This window comes from Mesobacillus jeotgali, assembly GCF_014856545.2.
Classification (GTDB): Bacteria; Bacillota; Bacilli; order Bacillales; family Cytobacillaceae; genus Mesobacillus.
In genome coordinates, this window is record NZ_CP109811.1 from 1,296,183 (window position 1) to 1,314,909 (window position 18,727).

Genomic DNA, 18,727 nt, shown 5'->3' on the forward strand with positions numbered 1-18,727 from the left:
AATGAAGTCAAAGAGCGACTTCACTGTCAGGCCCTCCAACGCTTGTCGGAGTTGGGCAGTCGCCTCCGCTTTTCTAATGATATGCGTATGATTGGCTCTTTTTTCGTAAGAGTTCTACAATACATATATTGGTTGATGGTTAATTGGTCTTATAACCACTATGGTAACCATTTTACATATAAATTGTAAAAAAATCATTTTAGATACTTAAAAGAGCGGTAAATTTAATGCCCGCTCTCTTCAGGAGGGTCAATCATTGATTGTAGTCGAAAAGAAAACCATTCAACATATTCCCGTTCTCCACATCGTAAAACAAAAGCAATTTAAGGAGAAGATGCCTTTGATTGTTTTTTTTCATGGGTTTACGAGCACGAAGGAACGAAACATGCATTATGCTTATCTTTTTGCCGAAAAAGGATTCAGGGTCATCATGCCTGAGGCGAAATATCATGGAACACGCAGCGAAGGTTTTTCAGAGGCTGAGCTGAGTTATCGCTTTTGGGATATTGTCATCACTTCAATCGAGGAGCTTTCGACGATCAAGCAAGAGTTGGTTGAAGAAGACCTGGTGGATCCATCTAGGATTGGGGTTGCCGGAACATCTATGGGCGGCATTACGACACTTGGCGCATTGGCAAAGTACGAGTGGATTAAAGGTGGTGTCAGCTTGATGGGAAATCCATCATTTGAGCAGTTCGCGTTATGGCAACTGAACGAAATGGAAAAAAGGAATGTTCAGATTGGGCTATCACAAGAACAAATATCAGATTTGCTGAATCAGCTTAAACAGTACGACCTGAGCCTGCGGCCTGAAAAATTGAACCAACGTCCATTGCTATTCTGGCACGGAAAATTAGATCCGGTTGTCCCATATCAAGCTGCTTATCATTTTTATGAGCAAAACAGGAAAAGCTATGAGGGAACAGAAGGGAAGTTTGAATTCATTACAGACGAAAATGCAGGACATAATGTGTCAAATTCAGGTGTGGAGGCAACGGCAAATTGGTTTGAAAAACATATTTGATGCCTTTCCGCTTTAAATGCTTATAAATCATTGTTATGATAGTAATAGGTTACAGCAATAAAAAAGGAGTGTTCACCGATGGATGAAGAATTAAAAGATAGCATTATGGGTGCGCTTGAGATGGTCGTTGACCCTGAACTTGGCGTCGATATCGTTAATTTAGGGCTTGTATATGATGTGGATTTGAACGAGGAAGGACTTGCGACAGTGACAATGACGTTGACGTCTATGGGCTGCCCGCTTGCAGGCACGATCGTTGAGCAGGTAAAACTGGCTCTTGCCGATCTTCCAGAAGTTAAAGATACTGAAGTAAATATCGTTTTCAACCCGCCATGGTCGAAAGACATGATGTCCCGTTATGCAAAAATTGCCCTAGGCGTGAGGGATTAAGACATAACATAGGGCTCTGTTAAAGCCCGATGTTGTTTTAAAGCCCTGTTGATTGTAGTGGAAGGCGCGTAGACTCCTCCGAAAATACTAACGCATTTTCATCGTGCGTGGGCAATTCGAGGAAGCTCAATCAATGTCCTGCGGGATCAGCTGGACAGGTGAGACCCCGCAGGCGCCAACGGCGACGAGGAGGCTCACCGCCGGCCCCGCGAAAGCGAAGCACCTGGAACGAAAATCAACGGTCGAGTTTAACAGAGTCTAACTTTTAAGCAGCAGGAACACTCCGAGACCAGTGAAAAAGTCTAATTAAAGGTCCCTTTTCTCACTTATTCTGTTTTTATCCATGAAAAACCCCCTGAATGGTATAATGGGTACGACCAAATACCGACCATTAGGGGGTTTTTCTTGTGCTTCGACTAGAGCCAAAGCAATCAAGTTTTCACTCCGTATTATACGATAAAATACCAGAAAATCATATTCTTAAGAAGATTACTACTGTTGTAGATTTCAGTTTTATTAATGAACTACTGATCGATAGCTATTCCAAACGGTTTGGACGTCCTGCAAAAGAACCTGAGTTGATGTGTAAACTTCTATTTCTACAACATCTATATAATTATTCCGATGAACAAATCAAGGCGGAGGCAGAATTAAATCTTGCTTATCTGTATTTTCTTGGCCTCAATCCGGAAGATACCCTCCCTGATAAAAGTCTTCTTTCCAAATTCAGGACCCACCGTCTAGGAGAATCCACATTAGACGAAATCATTACTGAGATTGCACGACAATGTGTGGAACAAGGGATCCTTGAAGGGAAGAGTGTGAGCATTGATGCCACCCATATTGAAGCAAATACAATAAAGAAGACACCTGAAAGATTAATGAAGCATATCGCCAAGAAAATCGTTGGTGCCTATGAAATTGAATCGGGTCACTCCTTGGAAAATATACCGGAGGTACCAGATTACCAGGACATTCCGGATCACCATGAAGCCAAGAAGGTCATGAAACAATACTTGGAAACCGTCATTGATGAAGCAGAAAAAAACATTTCAGGCCATGAACAGGAAACCCAGCAGATGATCCAGAAAGCGAAAGACATCCTCAGTGACCCGAAATTCATGAATCAAAAAGGCATTCGATCACTTATAGATGAAGATGCGAGGGTTGGACGAAAAAGTAAAACCCAGGATTTTTATGGCTATAAAACAGAGTTCGTTATGACAACGGATGAGCGAATTATCACTTCAGTCCGAACATCAGATGGCGCTTATATGGATGGCGGTTACGCAAAAGAAATGTTAAAAGATACCCTTAAATCAGGTATGAACATCGATGAAGTTTATGGAGATAAGGCCTATTTCAGAAAATACATTCTCGATGACATACAGGAACTTAATGCCCGACCATACATACCAGTTAGCTCCCTAGTATACAGGCTGGATGAAAGTGAATTTACCTATAATAAAGATTCGGATGAATGGCAGTGCAGCCAGGGGAATACAACACTAAATAAAAAACGCTATAAATCAAAGAGAAAAGATGGTGTCAGAGAGGGCTATAAGTATTACTTCGAGATCAACCAATGTAAGGCCTGTCCCTTGCATGATGAGTGTGCAAAGACCAGCGCGAGAAGAATCTTGGTCGTTGGATTGAACACCTCTGAATTTTATGAAATATCCCAGTATCAAAAAACTGAGGAATTTAAGAAAAAGTATAAAAAGCGAGCAACCATCGAAGGGAAAAATGCGGAGCTTAAAAGGTTTCATGGCCTATCCCGAGCCAGGGGGTATGGTCTTTTAAGTGTGTCTGTACAATCAAAATTAGCCGCAATAGCAGTAAATTTAAAGAGGATAGCGGCGATCGCTTCCTCTTTTTTACTGCTTATTTCGGTGAAATCTATGTAAATTGGAGTTCATTTCAAATGAGCTAACAAAAGGGAAAGAAAAAAGAGTGGTTTTTCACTGGTCTCGGAACACTCCTGCTGCTTTTTTCTATTGTTGGTTTTCTTAATCCAGCTCCAGCGCCTAGCCCCTCGAGTCGCTTCGGTCCGCCCAATGAAGTCAAAGAACGACTTCAATGGTCGGCCCTCCAGCGCTTGTCGAGGCTGAACGAGGCGCTTGCGCTTTTTGTTCTTCAGGTCACAAAATTGTCATACAAAATGGCGATAAGAGGTCCATTTATGTGAGTTAGTTCACTTAATCATGTTGGAAACACTTATATACTTCTTTTATAGAGAAGTACTTAAGGAGGCGCCAATGATGTTCGATAGAGATTTTAACAAAGACCCATTCATTGTGATTTGGGAACTAACCAGAGCCTGCCAATTAAAATGCCTGCACTGTCGTGCGGAAGCACAATATAGAAGAGATCCGCGTGAATTGTCCTTTGAAGAAGGTAAAGCGCTGATTGACCAAATATATGAGATGAATAATCCGATGCTTGTGTTCACGGGTGGAGACCCATTGATGAGGGAAGACGTTTTTGATATCGCCGAATATGCGGTGAAAAAAGGTGTGCGTGTTTCAATGACACCAAGTGCGACACCTAATGTGACGAAAGAAGCGATTGAAAAGGCGAAGTCAGTTGGATTGTCCCGCTGGGCTTTCAGCATTGACGGACCAACAGCTGAAGTCCATGATCACTTCAGGGGAACAGCAGGTTCTTTTGATTTAACGATGGAAAGAATCAAGTACTTGCATGAACTGGAAATCCCGATTCAAATCAATACTGTCATTTCACGGTATAATATTGAGTATTTGGATGAAATGGCTAAGATGGTCGAAGATTTGGATTGTGTACTTTGGAGTGTGTTTTTCCTAGTTCCGACAGGACGCGGACAGGAAAAGGACATGATCTCTCCGGTGGAGCATGAGAAAGTCTTCACCTGGCTGTATGATCTAAGCAAAAGGGTTAAGTTTGACATTAAAACAACAGCTGCACAGCATTATCGCCGGGTTGTCATCCAGCAAAAAATGCGCGAAGCAAAGGATCATACAGAAGAAATTGATTATTTGACTGCACTGACAAAGGAAGGGTTGACTGGCTCTATCGACGGCCTTGGCCGTGCGCCAAAAGGTGTCAATGATGGCAATGGTTTTGTCTTCATTTCCCACGTAGGAGATGTATACCCAAGCGGACTGCTGCCTGTAAAAGCAGGGAACGTAAGGGAACAACCCCTTGCAGATATTTACAGGGATTCTCCAGTCTTCAAATCATTAAGGAATCCTGATGAGTACAAAGGAAAATGCGGAGTGTGCGAATTCAGGCATGTATGCGGGGGGTCTCGTTCAAGAGCATACGCCATGACCGGTGATTACCTGGAGAGCGAGCCATTCTGCGTTTACATCCCTAAAGCGTTGAGAAAGCAAAAACAGGAGAGCTGACAAAGCTCTCCTGGGGAACAATAAAAAAAGCGAGTGATGTCATCAGGACATTCACTCGCTTTTTTTTATATTAATCCAGCTCCAGATCCTAGCCCCTCGAGACGTTTCGATCCGCCTAATGAAGTCAAAGAAGGACTTCACCGGTCGGCTCTCCAACGTTTGTCGGGGCTGACCAAGGCGCCTGCGCTTTTCTTAATCAATTGAACAAAAGACTGCCGGGCAGTTTTCACAGCCTATTTCCTGGCGTAAATAATCTACATCATGTACGAGGATTTTCCCTTTTTTAATTGAAATGATTCCTTCTCGCTTCAGGTCGTTCAAGATCCGGTTTGTACTTTCGCGTGAAGTTCCGCAGAAATTGGCCAGCTCCTGGTTAGTCAGTGGCAGGTCGATCAAAATGCCGGTATCTTTCTGGACACCATAGCTGTTTGTCATTCGGATCAAGGTAGAGAATAATGCACCTTTTTTCCCGTTAAGAACCAGGTCGCGGAATTTAGTCTGCGTTTTACGGAAATGATCGCTCATCCACTTCATGAATTCAAAAGCAAGTGATGGATTGTGGAAAATCTCCTTTTCGATCACATCTTTTCTGATGGCTGCGATTTTCGCATCTTCGAGGACCAGCGCACTTAAGAGATACTTAGGTGCATCAGTAAAAAGTGTCAACTCTCCGCAAATATCATTTTCTCCGCAAATTCTTAAGGCAAGCTCGCGGCCATCCTGAGTGACTTTGCTGATTTGGACCTTGCCGCCCAGGATCAAATAAAGCTCTTCTGCCTCCATGCCTTCCTGGAACAGGTACGATCCTTTTTGCACTTGGATAGTACGGTCGGCAAACTGGAGTAATTCTTTAATTTCAATTGAATGAGTTGCTTTAGTTGTGTTTGGCATGGTCATCACCCTTTTTTTGAATTTAAAAAGCATTGATCTCACTTTGAGAATTGTCTAGCTCCTGCGCCTAGCCCCTCGAGACGTTTCGGTCAGCCAAATGAAGTCAAAGAGCGACTTCATCGGTCGGCCCTCCAACGCTAGTCGGGGCTAACCAAGGCGCATCCGCTTTTCTTTTTTTCCGTGGCTTCTCTTTATTGACCCAATAATAACACCGGGATAGTGTTAACTAAATGGTGATTAAGGAAATGTCAAAATCTCGTCACATTATAAGACCATTTTGTTCACATTTTCGAAACAAATTCAGTCAGCTTATCTATATTATATCGATAATAAAAGTCGGGTGTTTCAATTGTTTAGAGACAACTGTGACAGTTTATTGAACACTGCTGAGGATGTGAAGTTCGTCATATCTTATATTTTTGATTTTTCTTACTATTTAACAAAGGAACGTCTAGGACTGAATTTGTTGGGTAGAGGAGGAAACATGATCACAAAAAAAATTCAATTACCGCTTCAAACGTTGAGTCTTGTCGCCGGATTTATGGTATGGGTGATTTTATCTGCATTAATGCCGTTCATTAAAGAGGATATTCTGCTTTCTGCGAACCAGGTTGCAATGGCCACGGCCATTCCCGTCGTCCTCGGTTCTGTCCTGAGAATTCCAATTGGATTCTGGACTAACAAATATGGAGCGAGAAAACTGTTTTTTACTAGCTTTTTATTCCTTCTGTTTCCGGTTTATTTCATAAGTATCGCTGATTCCTATACAGATTTATTGATTGGAGGCTTGTTTGTCGGAATCGGGGGAGCCATTTTCTCTGTAGGCGTAACCTCACTGCCGAAATACTATCATAGAGAACGACATGGTTTCGTGAATGGTATATATGGAGTAGGAAACCTGGGAACTGCTCTTACAACTTTTACTGCACCCGTTATTGCAGCTCAGTTCGGGTGGCAGACAACAGTCAAGTTTTTCATGTTCTTGCTGATCCTTTTTGCGTTACTGAACTTTTTCCTCGGTGATAAAAAAGAACCTAAAGTTGTGACTCCTCTGGGTGAGCAAATCAAAAGCGTTTACAAAAATCAGAAGCTTTGGGCACTGTGCTTATTTTACTTCTTAACTTTTGGTTCATTTGTAGCCTTCACGATCTATTTGCCAAACTTTCTTGTGTCTCATTTTGGGCTTGATAAAGTAGATGCTGGGTTAAGGACTGCAGGTTTCATTGCGCTGGCAACATTTTTCAGGCCGATTGGGGGCTGGCTGGGTGATAAATTCAATTCATTTGTCATATTGATGGTTGTGTTTGCTGGAATGACCATATCAGGCATCCTGCTTTCATTTACGCCATCGTTGACACTATATACGATTGGCTGTCTCACAGTCGCAATCAGTGCCGGCATCGGGAATGGAACTATTTTCAAGCTTGTACCGCTTTATTTTTCAAAGCAAGCCGGGATCGTCAACGGAATCGTTTCAGCAATGGGAGGATTAGGAGGTTTTTTCCCGCCGCTAATGCTGGCATTCCTATTCAACCTTACCGGACATTACGCAATAGGTTTCATGGCTTTATCACAAGTTGCCCTGGCAAGTTTGATCATTGTGATCTGGATGTACTATCAGGATAAATTAAGTCTAGCTAAAAATATCATCGACCACACAGCAGAGGGAATCATGATTACAGATGTAAAGGGAACGATCGAAAAAGTAAATCCAGCCTTCACGACTGTAACAGGCTATAGTGCAGAGGAAGTCATTGGGGAAAACCCTCGCCTCCTGCAATCCGGTAAGCATGGGGCAGACTTTTACAGGGAGATGTGGAAATCCGTAAAAGACAATGGATTCTGGCAGGGGGAGATCTGGAACAAGAAGAAAAACGGTACAATTTATCCTGAATGGCTAACAATCAGCCCTGTGAAAAATGAAGCAGGTGAAATTAAGAACTTTGTCGGCATGTTCAGTGAATTGACCGTGAAAAACGAATAAGCATTTTTAAAAGACTGCGTCCTTGATGCAGTCTTTTCCTTGCTCTATCAAAATGAATAAACTTTTGAACGACCGATGCACTTGCACTTCCCTTATGATATTATGACAACATGATGACAATTCAACATAAAAACACTATCCTGGCAGTTTTTATGTTGTAATATAGACATAAGGATTAAATTTACTATTCTAATAGAGGACTATTGATGTTACTGTGAGAATATTAACAGTTAACCACATTTGTTGCTGTTACAATGTCAGTAATCATCACTTCTATAATTGGAGTTGACACATATGGTAAAAAGCATAATAAAAGACCAATTAAATAGACCGCTCCGCGATTTGCGTATTTCTGTTATAGATCGATGTAATTTTCGCTGTCAGTATTGTATGCCTGCCGAGATATTTGGCCCTGACTTCGCTTTTCTTCCCAAAAGCGAGTTATTGTCATATGAAGAAATTGAACGTGTAGCCAAGTTATTCATAGAGCTTGGGGTGGAAAAGATCAGGCTTACAGGCGGAGAGCCGTTAATGCGTAAGGATTTGCCGATTCTCGTCAGGATGCTGAATGAGATCGAAGGATTGAAGGATATTGCTTTAACCACCAACGGCGTAATGCTGCCGAAGTATGCCGAGGAGCTGCGTGCTGCCGGCCTGAAGCGGGTAAATATCAGTCTGGACAGTTTAAAAGATGAATTGTTTGGCGAAATTAATGGCCGGAATGTTGGTGTCGGGCCGGTATTAAAAGGAATTGAATCAGCGAAGAAAGCTGGCCTGGGCGTTAAGATCAATATGGTCATTAAAAAGGGACTCAATGATTCTGAGATTCTTCCAATGGCCGAATTCTGCAAAAAAGAAGGCCTTGAGCTTCGCTACATTGAATACATGGATGTGGGCAGCACGAACGGCTGGAAAATGGATGATGTCATCACCAAGAAGCAGATCCATGACCTTCTAAGTCAGCATTATGAATTAGAGCCTGTTGATCCTGAGTATTTCGGTGAAGTGGCTAAAAAATACCGTTATAAAGGTACTGATATTCATGTCGGCTTTATTTCATCGGTATCAGAGTCATTTTGTTCAAGCTGTACAAGGTCACGATTGTCAGCGAACGGCCAGATATTCACATGCCTGTTCAATGGCAATGGGCATGATATCCGCGACTTCATGCGCGCCGGTGCTACAGATGATGAACTCCGAACCCGAATTACGGACGTCTGGAATCACAGAACGGACCGCTATTCAGATGAACGAACAGCTGAAACAGTGGCGAACAGAAAGAAAATCGAAATGTCCTATATTGGCGGCTAAGACTCCTTCGGGGGTCTTTTTTATTTTGTCCTATTTCAATCAGAGTCAGCAGCTCTTCACAAAAATTGGTCACTCAAGATACAGTGACTTTTCAGGCTTATGGAAAATTTGGGCATACTATGTTTCCGGTCAAATGGTTTATGGGTATACATGAATCTACTATAAATTTGTTGGAGAATGCTGAATGCTAAAAAGAAGACTGGAATTTTTATTTGTATTTATTTTAATGGCATGTGTCTATATTGTTTTTTTCACCGACTATAGCCAGACTTTCAAGATATCAGCCATACTGATCTATGCGGTGATCATATTTATCAGCATGTATTCATTAATGCTTGAAAACCGTTCGGCCCAGCACACGCTGATGTGGATGTATGTCATGCTGCTTTTTCCCGTGGGCGGTTATTTCTTCTATTTATTTTCGGGTCAGCTGTATTTGAAAGGTTATTTATATAAAAGCAAGCGTACGAGAGACCGTGATCAGTGGGAAAAACTGATGAGGAAGGAAGAGTCGAGAGACCTTTCTTTTTTAATCGAAAATCAGCAATGCTTCGCAAAGTATGCAAAAAATGCTACCCTGACCCCAATTACGACAGCTTCCAGGGCCAAAATATTGAAAAATGGTGATGAGACGTTTTCCGAGATTAAGGAAAAGCTGCGTAAAGCAAAAAAGTTCATTCATATGGAATATTATATCTTCAGATCTGACCGGCTTGGCAGAGAAATTATTGATATCCTTATTGAAAAAGCAAGGCAGGGAGTCGAGGTTCTGTTTATTTTCGATGCTGCTGGAAGCATGAAAATTTCGGCAACAGATTTAAAGGATATGCAGGAAGCAGGCATTAAAGCGGCTCCTTTTTCACCGCTGAAGTACGGTTTCTTCAATCAGAAATTCAATTTTCGCAATCACAGGAAAATCGTCATAATTGATGGTGAAATCGGATTTGTCGGTGGTTTGAATGTTGGAGTCGAATACCTGGGTGAAGATGAAAAAATCGGTTTCTGGCGTGATACTCATATGATGCTGACAGGAGAGGCTGTATATACCCTTCACAATGTCTTCTTGCTGGATTGGGAATATGTAAGCGGGGAGAGTGTCCTGGAGGATCATCGCGCAGTGAAAAAGCCTCATGAAGATGATGAACTTGATGGTGCGATCCAGGTCGTACCAAGCGGACCGGACACGCAGCAGGGAATCATGAGTGATTTTTACTATACGATGATGTCCTGTGCCACTAAGTCAATTTGGATCGCTACACCTTATTTTGTCCCTGATGAAGCAATCCGGACTGCATTGAAGGTAGCAGCAGCAAAGGGAATTGAAGTCAGGATCATGGTTCCGGAGATCAATGACAGCTATCTGACGCAATATGCGAGCCGTTCCTACTATTCAGAGCTATTGCGGAACGGAGCTGAAATCTACTCTTACAAAAAAGGCTTTTTACATCAGAAGGTCATCATCGTCGACGGAAATATCGCTTCGGTTGGGACTGCCAATATGGACATGAGGAGTTTCCATCTGAATTTTGAAGTCAATGTGTTCTTGTTTGGTACAAGCTCGATCAGGGACCTTGTGGCCCATTATGAAGAGGACCTTGAAGAGTCAGAGAAAATCAGTCCTGTCCAATATCATAAGCGCGGACTATGGGAACGGACGAAAGAATCCTTCGCGCGGCTGTTCTCCGGGGCATTATAATGTGTGATGCAATAAAAAATGCCCCATCATTTAAATGATTGGGGCATTGTTCCGGTTAGGCAATATATCTTGGGAAAAGAATGTTGTTTTCTAGATGAACATGCATGAAGGTATGTGATTCCAATGCCTCAAGACGCTTGTATACTAAACGGTATGTCCCGCAAGCATCGATAGGCGGATTGAAGTCAGCAGTGATTTCACGCAGTTCTTTTAAAATCGAGCCAGCATGATCGTGTTCCTTTTCCAGTTCCGTGATTTCCGAGATCATTTCAGAACGCTTTTCATCATTGGCAGTATCAAGCTGCAGCAACAGTGGGAAGACGGTTGCTTCTTCTTTTGCCGTATGCTCTAGGAGTTCCTTTTTCAACTCATAGAAAAGCTCATAGACTTTTAACAGCTCTTCGTGGCGGTCACCATGAACTTTAGCTACTTTAGTTACATATGGGCTGAGAAGTTTTAACTCTTCTTCAAGCTCGCGGTGGTATTTGGTCTTGATATGGTCGATCAACTCCGCAGAGTCCGTTTCGGTCCAAACCTCCATGCTTTCGGCAGCACCGTTATGTTTACGATATAACTCTTCGAGTGCAGCCATGATTGCCGGCACGTCCAGGTTCTGTTCAGCAGCCGCTTCAGCTAAAGGGCGGTTGCCGCCACAGCAGAAATCCAGTCTGTTCTGCTTGAATAAGTCACTTGATTGAGGGAATATATTGACGATATCTTTAACTAAAGAATTTTGATCAAAAGGCATTTTCATGTGAGAAACCTCCAGTAAAATATTTAATACTGTTTACATACTCATCATAAAGGAAATGGTTTTACTACTTGGTGATGTGCATCACACTTCACAAAAAATCTACATATTTTCAGGAGATTATATGAGAAAATACTGTGAGGTTTGTTATGTTTTCATTTTTACATTACTCTTATAATGAAAAGGGTATATTTATAAGTTAAGCCTGCAATAGGAGCTGATTATATGTTAGAGAAAAGAAACCCCATTCCAATAGGGGAGGCAGTCAAGAGAGTGATGGAGCTTAAGAAAAACGGCTCCACTGAATATGTTTCGATTAATGAAAGCTATGGACGCTATCTTTCGGAGGACTTGAAAGCAACCAGCGATGTGCCGCATTTTGACAGAGCGCCATACGATGGTTATGCAATCCGTTCTGTCGATACACAGGAAGCCTCTCAAAATCACGCTGTTGAATTTGAGGTGGTGGACCATATCGGTGCAGGTATGCTTACGGATAAAGAACTTGGACCGTTCCAGGCGGTAAGGATCATGACAGGCGCTCAGATGCCTGTGGGAGCTGACGCTGTTGTTATGCTTGAATTGGCTAAAGAACACGAACGTGATGGAAAAAAATACATGGAAACAAAGCGCAAACACAATGAAGGAGACAATGTTTCCTACCGCGGGGAGGATGCAAAGGAAGGCGAGGTCCTCGTAAAAAAAGGTACCTTCATCAATCCTGGGATCCAGGCGATGCTAGCAACTTTCGGTTATGCAAAAGTACCAGTTGCAAAGAAACCAGTGATCGGCCTGTATGCAACAGGGACTGAATTGCTCGATGTCGATGAACCGCTTGAGCCGGGGAAAATTCGCAACAGTAACTCTTATATGATATCCGCGCAAATTCTTCGTGCAGGTGCAGAACTAAAATACTTCGGCCAGCTGCCTGATGATTTTGATACATGCTTCGATGCAGTGAGTAAAGCGATTGAACAAGTGGATTTATTCATTACGACCGGCGGGGTTTCCGTCGGGGATTACGACTATCTGCCGGAAATTTATGCAAAGCTTGGGGCAGAGGTGTTGTTCAATAAGGTAGCGATGAGGCCAGGCAGCGTCACTACTGTAGCCCAGCTTGACGGGAAGTTATTGTTTGGCCTCTCAGGAAACCCTTCAGCTTGCTATGTAGGCTTTGAATTGTTCGCCCGTCCAATCATCAGGACGATGCTGTTCACTGATCAGCCTCATTTGAGAAAGGAGAAAGCGATTCTTGATGCCAATTTCCCTAAAGCAAATCCATTTACTAGATTTGTAAGGAGTGCCCTGACAATCGAGAATGGAAAACTGGTAGTGACACCAAGCGGCCTGGATAAATCAAACATCATCATGAGCCTTGCCGGGGCTAACTCCCTCATGATTCTGCCTGGCGGCACGAGAGGCTTTGAACAGGGAACCGAGGTAGAGGTGCTGATGCTTGAAGACCATGTGGGCAGCGAATGGCCTTGGTAAAACCGGTGTTGTTCCAGATTGCAGGGTACCAAAACAGCGGCAAAACCACGCTTAGCCTGACGTTGATTAAACAGCTGACTGCAGCTGGCCTTAAGGTAGCGACCGTGAAACATCATGGGCATGGCGGCAAGCCGGAAGTTGTTGAGGCAAAGGATTCAGATAAGCATATTAAGGCTGGGGCAGCTGTCTCACTTGTAGAAGGAGGAGGCAGGATGGTCATCCAGGCTGAAAAAGGTTCATGGTCCCTTGCTGAAGAAATAGAGATGCTTTCCTTCTTCAAGCCAGATGTAATATTGATTGAAGGCTATAAGAAAGAGCCCTTTCCCAAGGCGGTCATCCTGCGTGATGAAAAAGATTTGGAGCTGTTGGAAAAGCTTCAGAATATCCAGGTCATCTTATGCAGAGATCCTGGACTGCAAGACTTATTAAAGGATATAGCTCTCCCTGTTCTTAATATGGATGAGGGAGTTAGCTGGATTTTAGGGGAAATCACCAAAATATAGGTGATTTCCTCTAGGTCGTTCAAGGTTCAGCAAGAAAAGTTCTTATTTTAGACATATACGGCGACATTTGTCACTGTCACTTTATACCTACCCGGTTAGAATGTTAATGGGGTTCAGGTTGTGACATATGTGTGAGGTGAGAGCGATGGAAATGCTGCAAATCTTTTTGTGGATTGTGTATCCATATTCAGTTGTGGCAATTGTAGCGATGGGACTAGTCTGGCAGTACGATGCATCGAGAGAGGAAGGAACACGTTCGAAAGCAGGGAGGCTTCTGCTCGGCGTCGTCAAAACACTTATGGCTGCAAGCACGGCGACAGGTATTGCGATCGTGCTGTCAAGCAGCATAGCCTACGAACCGGTATTGCTTTTAAGATGGCTCATCAGCCTTGCCCAACTGCAGCCGGACATGAGCCTTGTCATGGATGTTTCCATTCTTTCGAAGGTCCATTTTATTATTGTATTCCTATTCCTGTTGAGTCTGGCATTCACGAAGGAAATTTATTATTTGCTAAAACCGCACTTATATTTAAAGAAAATCTTTTTAAAATTGCATTTTGAAAGAAGAGGCTGATGGCAGCCTCTTCTTTTCTTTGTGTGCCAGGCATGTTCATTAACTTGGCGGTGAAAGTCCGCTATGGGCGTTGGGATATGCGAACCATTAGCTGAAGGCAAGGGTGTCCGTGGCGACGCGGAATCTGAAGGAAGCCCTAGGCAAATCCTCGGTCTGAGGTACACGAATCACATTTGAGGTTTTCATTCCTGGATGAGTCTGCAAAACAAGATGAAGTCCAAAATATCCCCGGATGGAATGGAAATAAATGTGGCAGATACATGAGGAGAAAGTGAATGAACTTACCCTGGGAGATCTCTTAACCTCCCTGACGGGAACCTATTTAGCGATAAATAGCTGAGTTAAGAGAAGTCAGCAGAAGTCATAGTATCAACCTCTTGGTTGAGAAGGACTGAACGAAAGGAGTGACCATGTTAGAGCCATTTACAAAGAGGCAATGACACAGTAAACCAGAAGGGCTTTGGAGAAGAAGATTGGACGGAATCCAGGAGATCTTCTTTTGAAGCGTGGAGCCACTTTGTACAAACTTGATGACATGGGACCAATATGGAAACTAATGATAGTTTAATTCAAAGAATTATAAGTCCAGAAAACCTAAACCTAGCCTTTCTGAAGGTAAAAAGAAATAAAGGGGCAGCTGGTGTCGATGCGAAAGATATAGAAGCTACCCGCCTTCATCTTAAAGAGCAAGGACAGGAAATCATCAGGCTTATACAGGACGGAAAATATAAGCCCCAGCCGGTAAGAAGAGTCGAAATTCCCAAACCAGATGGCGGGAAGAGAAAGTTAGGAATCCCAACAGTAACAGACCGTGTTTTCCAACAGGCTATGGTTCAAGTCCTAACCCCTATATTTGATAGACAATTTAGCCATTATAGCTATGGTTTTAGACCGAACAAGAGCGCACATCAAGCTATCGAACAGGCTAGGTCATTCATTGACGACGGATATCAATTTGTGGTGGACATTGACCTGGAGAAATTCTTCGATAAAGTGAATCATGATAAACTCATGTCCCTAATTTCCAAGACAATAGAGGACAAACCCACTTTGAAGTTAATCCGACGGTATTTACAAGCAGGAATTATGGAGAATGGATTAGTTACAGTAAATAAAGAAGGGACCCCTCAAGGAGGTCCGCTAAGCCCTCTCCTTAGTAACATCATGCTAAATGAACTGGATAAGGAAATTGAAAAACGTGGACATAAATTTGTCCGTTATGCCGATGACTGCAACATATACGTTAAGAGTCTAAAAGCTGGAGAACGGGTTAAACAGGGTATCACGGATTTTATCGAGAGAAAGTTAAAACTGAAGGTCAACGAGGAGAAAAGTGCAGTGGGAAAGCCATCGGCACGTATATTCTTAGGGATGAGTTTTTACTCTTCGAGCAACAAAACCCGGATATACGTGCCGAAGAAGTCGAAAAAGAGACTCGAGGAAAAGCTTAAAAGGTTAACAAACCGTAACTGGGGAATTGCCATGGAATACCGAATCCTTAAAATCAACCAACTAATCCAGGGATGGGGAAATTACTTCAAAGTAGCTGATATCAAGAGATATGCAGAAAAGATAGACGGTCATATCAGGAGAAGGCTACGTGCTTGTCGCTGGAAAGAATGGAAGAAAACCAGGACTAAATTCCGGAATCTGATTAGATTAGGAATTAAAAGATATAAAGCCTGGCAATATGCAAACTCCCGAAAGGGATACTGGAGAAATTCAAAGAGTCCTGCCTTGGATCAAGCCATGAATAATAAATACTGGCTTCAGCAAGGGTTGAAACAATTAACAAACATTATTACATAAACTTTCGAACCGCCGTATACCGAACGGTACGTACGGTGGTGTGAGAGGTCGGGGGTTAATCACCCCCTCCTACTCGATTTGACAGTTCGGTGTCATATGGACTATTCACACAAGAAAATGTGATGTGTTTCACTTATTCATCCTTTCAACTGCTTTATATTTAAGGTAAGAAACATAAGGGAGTGTTCATTCATGAAGTTATTTATGCCAAAACAGCATGGAGCCTGGGCGATGTTGATCATCCCTTTCTGGCTTGGAGCAGCGGCAAGTGAAATAGTCTGGCAGCATATCCCGTTTTTTATCGGATGGCTATTACTATATTTAGGAACATATCCACTTCTATTGATGTTCAAGAAAAAGAAAATCCCATTTTATCGTAAATGGGCCCTTATTTATATGATTCCAGCGCTTGTGTTCTTAATGGTACCATTGTTCACGTCACCAACAATCGTATCCTTTGGCCTTGCGATGATTCCGTTTTTCATGCTCAATGCATATTTCTCTGCTAAAAATAAAGATCGTGCTCTCCTTAATGATTTAAGTGCAATCGTTGTTTTCTCTATTGCCGGACTGGCAAGCAGCTATCTCCCGAGTGCGGAAATCAATGAAAATGCCATTCTTGTTTTTGCTGCCTCAATCCTATTTTTCGCAGGAAGCACATTTTACGTAAAACCATGATCCGAGAGAAGAAAAATAGTCAATTCAAATGGATTTCCTGGACATACCATCTTTTAGTCCCTGTTCTGTGGCTCGCAGCCGGAGAAGTCATAGTCGCTGTTGCCGCATTGCCAAGCTTGATCAGAGCAGTAGTTTTTTATGGCAAACCACTATCCGTAATGAAGGTAGGCATATACGAAATCGTCAACGCCGTCCTGTTCTTTATCATCATGCTGTTTGCGATTTTGTAAGAACAAACAATAGGAAAAGCCGCCAGACTAATTGACTGGCGGCTTTTGTTATTCAATATTGCAAATTTCAATCGGGCAATTCTCACAATCTATTTCCCTTTTTAGCTTATTGAGGGCATGGACGGTAATGAATCCTTTATCAATGGAAATGATTTTGCTTTTCCTTAGGTCACTCAATAATCTGTTCACGACTTCGCGTGAGGTCCCACAGAAGTTTGCGAGTTCCTGGTTTGTAAGTGATACATCAATCTTCAATCCATCTTCCGTCTTAACTCCGTAACTGTTCACCATTCGGATGAGGGTTGAGTACAAAGCCCCTTTTTTTCCGTGAAGGACGAGATCCCTGAACCTTGTCTGCGATTTGCGGTGCTGCAGGGAAAGCCATTTAACGAGTTCCAGTGCCAGCCCGCTGTCCTTTTCAATTTCAGTCTCAAGCTTATCCTTCTGTATCACCGCAACCGTACCGCTTTCTGAGGCGCGGGCATTCAATATATGCTGAGATGCTGGGCTGAACAGTGATAACTCCCCAACCAACTCGCCAGCAGAACACATTCTGATTGTTAACTCGCGTCCATCCGGAACCATTTTGCTGATCTGAAATTTTCCGCTCTGGATAATGTACAGCTCGTCTGCAGTATTTCCTTCTTCAAAAAGAAAGCGCCCTTTGTCAATAGTCTTGATTTTATGGACCTTTTCAAAAAGCTTATTCAAATTTGGTGACAACGTTGTTGCAGTCAACATATGAATACCACCTTATTTATGGGAGATTATACTCCCTTCCGTATCTGATATTAATATAATTATATTGTAAAGCATATAAAGCCAGCAATAAAATTGTGAATTGTTCACATATTGTTAATAAATCTGTTGCGTTTTCTTCTCTTTGTTTTTATAATAAAAAGAAATTTATTTATAAATATAAATAAACATGATTATTTATGCATACGTTGAAAGGAGGTTTCAAGTGAAGGCAGCGATCATTGGCACTACTGGCTATGGGGGTGGAGAACTAATCCGTGTCCTGGCGAACCATCCATATATCAGTATTCATTCAATTCACACAACAAGAGATGAAAAACCTGTTTCTGAAGAATATCCCCACTTAACAGGAATTTTTGATAAGGTCCTCACCAAGATTGATACTGACAAAATTGCCGAGGAAGCAGATATTGTGTTCCTGGCAACCCCATCAAGTGTTTCCGGAAAGCTTGTAGAATCTTTTCTCAATAAGAATATTAAAGTCATTGATTTATCAGGTGACTTGAGATTGAAAGACGCCTCAGCATATGAAGCATGGTATAAGCATGAATCAGTCAATGCTTCTATATTGGATGAAGCGGTATACGGACTTAGCGAATGGAATAGGGAGCAAATTATGAATGCAAACCTGCTGGCCAATCCAGGCTGTTACCCGACTGCAGCTCTCCTTGGGCTGGCACCCGTGCTGATAGAAAAGCTGATTGAATCGAATAGTATCATCATTGATGCCAAGTCTGGAGTGTCCGGTGCAGGAAGGTCTCCCTCAATGGGTACGTTATACGCTGAGTTAAATGAAAATTTCAAAATTTATAAAGTCAATGAGCACCAGCATATCCCTGAAATCGAGCAGCAGCTCAGTCTTTGGAATGGCGAAGAGGTTAGGGTCACCTTCAGTACACATTTAATACCCGTCACAAGAGGAATCATGACAACCATATATGTTCAGTTAAAAGAAGATCTGGATACTCTGAGACTGCTAGATTTATATAAAGAAACATATGATGGGCACCCATTTATAAGAGTAAGGAAAAGTGGAATATTCCCTTCAGTCAAAGAGGTCAAGGGATCAAATTACTGTGATATTGGGCTGCATGCGGACAGCAGGACAGGAAGGCTGACGATTGTTTCGGTGATCGATAATTTAATGAAAGGCGCTGCAGGGCAGGCGGTTCAAAACGCCAATATCATGTTTGGATTTGAGGAAAGTGCAGGACTGAAGATGATCCCACTTTATCCATAAAGGAGGAAAA

Annotated in this window: 14 protein-coding genes and 2 pseudogenes; 13 read left to right on the forward strand and 3 right to left on the reverse strand. The window is 42.5% G+C overall.

The window, feature by feature from the left end; translation table 11 throughout:
- Positions 1–256 precede the first annotated feature (256 nt).
- From yjfP to FOF60_RS06450, 4 genes and pseudogenes are all read left to right on the forward strand, one after another.
- A complete protein-coding gene (gene yjfP / locus FOF60_RS06435) occupies positions 257–1,024 on the forward strand; it encodes an esterase (protein WP_192473753.1) in 768 nt (255 codons plus the stop codon).
- A 78-nt stretch (positions 1,025–1,102) separates the two neighbouring features.
- Positions 1,103–1,414: a metal-sulfur cluster assembly factor gene (locus FOF60_RS06440; RefSeq protein ID WP_167832161.1), complete on the forward strand. Its 312-nt coding sequence runs from the start codon at positions 1,103–1,105 to the stop codon at positions 1,412–1,414.
- 407 nt (positions 1,415–1,821) lie between these two features.
- A pseudogene (locus tag FOF60_RS06445) lies at positions 1,822–3,294 on the forward strand (IS1182 family transposase); the annotation flags it as partial.
- Between the two features lie 378 nt (positions 3,295–3,672).
- On the forward strand, positions 3,673–4,800 hold the full coding sequence (locus FOF60_RS06450) for a TIGR04053 family radical SAM/SPASM domain-containing protein (protein WP_225650518.1): 1,128 nt from the start codon (positions 3,673–3,675) through the stop codon (positions 4,798–4,800).
- A gap of 192 nt (positions 4,801–4,992) precedes the next feature.
- Here the strand turns inward: FOF60_RS06450 and FOF60_RS06455 are convergent, their stop codons facing one another.
- Entirely contained in the window at positions 4,993–5,691 is a 699-nt protein-coding gene (locus FOF60_RS06455; protein ID WP_192473744.1) for a Crp/Fnr family transcriptional regulator, read from the reverse strand.
- Between the two features lie 487 nt (positions 5,692–6,178).
- Between FOF60_RS06455 and FOF60_RS06460 the strand changes: the two genes are divergently transcribed.
- The 3 genes from FOF60_RS06460 (at position 6,179) to cls (ending at position 10,682) form a co-directional block, all read left to right on the forward strand.
- Positions 6,179–7,675: a nitrate/nitrite transporter gene (locus FOF60_RS06460; RefSeq protein WP_251614345.1), complete on the forward strand. Its 1,497-nt coding sequence runs from the start codon at positions 6,179–6,181 to the stop codon at positions 7,673–7,675.
- Between the two features lie 294 nt (positions 7,676–7,969).
- Positions 7,970–8,986 (forward strand): GTP 3',8-cyclase MoaA, encoded by a 1,017-nt coding sequence (gene moaA / locus FOF60_RS06465; protein WP_192473746.1) that lies wholly within the window; start codon positions 7,970–7,972, stop codon positions 8,984–8,986.
- 184 nt (positions 8,987–9,170) lie between these two features.
- Positions 9,171–10,682, forward strand: coding sequence for a cardiolipin synthase (gene cls, locus FOF60_RS06470; protein WP_192473747.1), 1,512 nt, complete (start codon positions 9,171–9,173; stop codon positions 10,680–10,682).
- Between the two features lie 55 nt (positions 10,683–10,737).
- Here cls and ric read toward each other — a convergent pair whose 3' ends face one another.
- Positions 10,738–11,436, reverse strand: coding sequence for an iron-sulfur cluster repair di-iron protein (gene ric, locus FOF60_RS06475; RefSeq protein ID WP_192473748.1), 699 nt, complete (start codon positions 11,434–11,436; stop codon positions 10,738–10,740).
- A 222-nt stretch (positions 11,437–11,658) separates the two neighbouring features.
- On the opposite strand from ric, the gene glp reads away from it, so the two are divergent.
- The 5 genes and pseudogenes from glp (at position 11,659) to FOF60_RS06500 (ending at position 16,718) form a co-directional block, all read left to right on the forward strand.
- Positions 11,659–12,924, forward strand: coding sequence for a molybdopterin molybdotransferase MoeA (glp, locus tag FOF60_RS06480; RefSeq protein ID WP_192473749.1), 1,266 nt, complete (start codon positions 11,659–11,661; stop codon positions 12,922–12,924).
- The gene (mobB, locus tag FOF60_RS06485) at positions 12,912–13,427 is read left to right on the forward strand and encodes a molybdopterin-guanine dinucleotide biosynthesis protein B (protein WP_225650519.1); all 516 of its coding nucleotides are present in this window, start codon (positions 12,912–12,914) and stop codon (positions 13,425–13,427) included. The genes glp and mobB overlap by 13 nt, the downstream gene beginning before the upstream one ends.
- Positions 13,428–13,572: 145 nt before the next feature.
- Positions 13,573–14,001, forward strand: a complete 429-nt coding sequence (locus FOF60_RS06490) for a respiratory nitrate reductase subunit gamma (RefSeq protein WP_192473750.1) — start codon at positions 13,573–13,575, stop codon at positions 13,999–14,001.
- A 546-nt stretch (positions 14,002–14,547) separates the two neighbouring features.
- Positions 14,548–15,810 (forward strand): group II intron reverse transcriptase/maturase, encoded by a 1,263-nt coding sequence (ltrA, locus tag FOF60_RS06495; protein ID WP_192473833.1) that lies wholly within the window; start codon positions 14,548–14,550, stop codon positions 15,808–15,810.
- Between the two features lie 192 nt (positions 15,811–16,002).
- Positions 16,003–16,718, forward strand: a pseudogene (locus tag FOF60_RS06500) (YwiC-like family protein).
- Positions 16,719–16,766: 48 nt separating this feature from the next.
- On the opposite strand, the gene FOF60_RS06505 reads toward FOF60_RS06500, so the two are convergent.
- On the reverse strand, positions 16,767–17,459 hold the full coding sequence (locus FOF60_RS06505; protein WP_192472246.1) for a Crp/Fnr family transcriptional regulator: 693 nt from the start codon (positions 17,457–17,459) through the stop codon (positions 16,767–16,769).
- Between the two features lie 223 nt (positions 17,460–17,682).
- Between FOF60_RS06505 and argC the strand changes: the two genes are divergently transcribed.
- Positions 17,683–18,717 (forward strand): N-acetyl-gamma-glutamyl-phosphate reductase, encoded by a 1,035-nt coding sequence (gene argC, locus FOF60_RS06510; protein WP_192472247.1) that lies wholly within the window; start codon positions 17,683–17,685, stop codon positions 18,715–18,717.
- The last annotated feature ends 10 nt before the right edge of the window (positions 18,718–18,727 follow it).

What these genes read in the sequence shown, in the direction of transcription:
- FOF60_RS06505 (WP_192472246.1), bottom strand. Translation starts at nt 17,459, where the DNA reads ATGTTGACTGCAACAACGTTGTCACCAAATTTGAATAAGCTTTTTGAA.
- FOF60_RS06490 (WP_192473750.1), top strand. Translation starts at nt 13,573, where the DNA reads ATGGAAATGCTGCAAATCTTTTTGTGGATTGTGTATCCATATTCAGTT.
- FOF60_RS06440 (WP_167832161.1), top strand. Translation starts at nt 1,103, where the DNA reads ATGGATGAAGAATTAAAAGATAGCATTATGGGTGCGCTTGAGATGGTC.
- FOF60_RS06455 (WP_192473744.1), bottom strand. Translation starts at nt 5,691, where the DNA reads ATGCCAAACACAACTAAAGCAACTCATTCAATTGAAATTAAAGAATTA.
- mobB (WP_225650519.1), top strand. Translation starts at nt 12,912, where the DNA reads ATGGCCTTGGTAAAACCGGTGTTGTTCCAGATTGCAGGGTACCAAAAC.
- cls (WP_192473747.1), top strand. Translation starts at nt 9,171, where the DNA reads ATGCTAAAAAGAAGACTGGAATTTTTATTTGTATTTATTTTAATGGCA.
- ric (WP_192473748.1), bottom strand. Translation starts at nt 11,436, where the DNA reads ATGAAAATGCCTTTTGATCAAAATTCTTTAGTTAAAGATATCGTCAAT.
- FOF60_RS06450 (WP_225650518.1), top strand. Translation starts at nt 3,673, where the DNA reads ATGATGTTCGATAGAGATTTTAACAAAGACCCATTCATTGTGATTTGG.
- glp (WP_192473749.1), top strand. Translation starts at nt 11,659, where the DNA reads ATGTTAGAGAAAAGAAACCCCATTCCAATAGGGGAGGCAGTCAAGAGA.
- ltrA (WP_192473833.1), top strand. Translation starts at nt 14,548, where the DNA reads ATGGAAACTAATGATAGTTTAATTCAAAGAATTATAAGTCCAGAAAAC.
- moaA (WP_192473746.1), top strand. Translation starts at nt 7,970, where the DNA reads ATGGTAAAAAGCATAATAAAAGACCAATTAAATAGACCGCTCCGCGAT.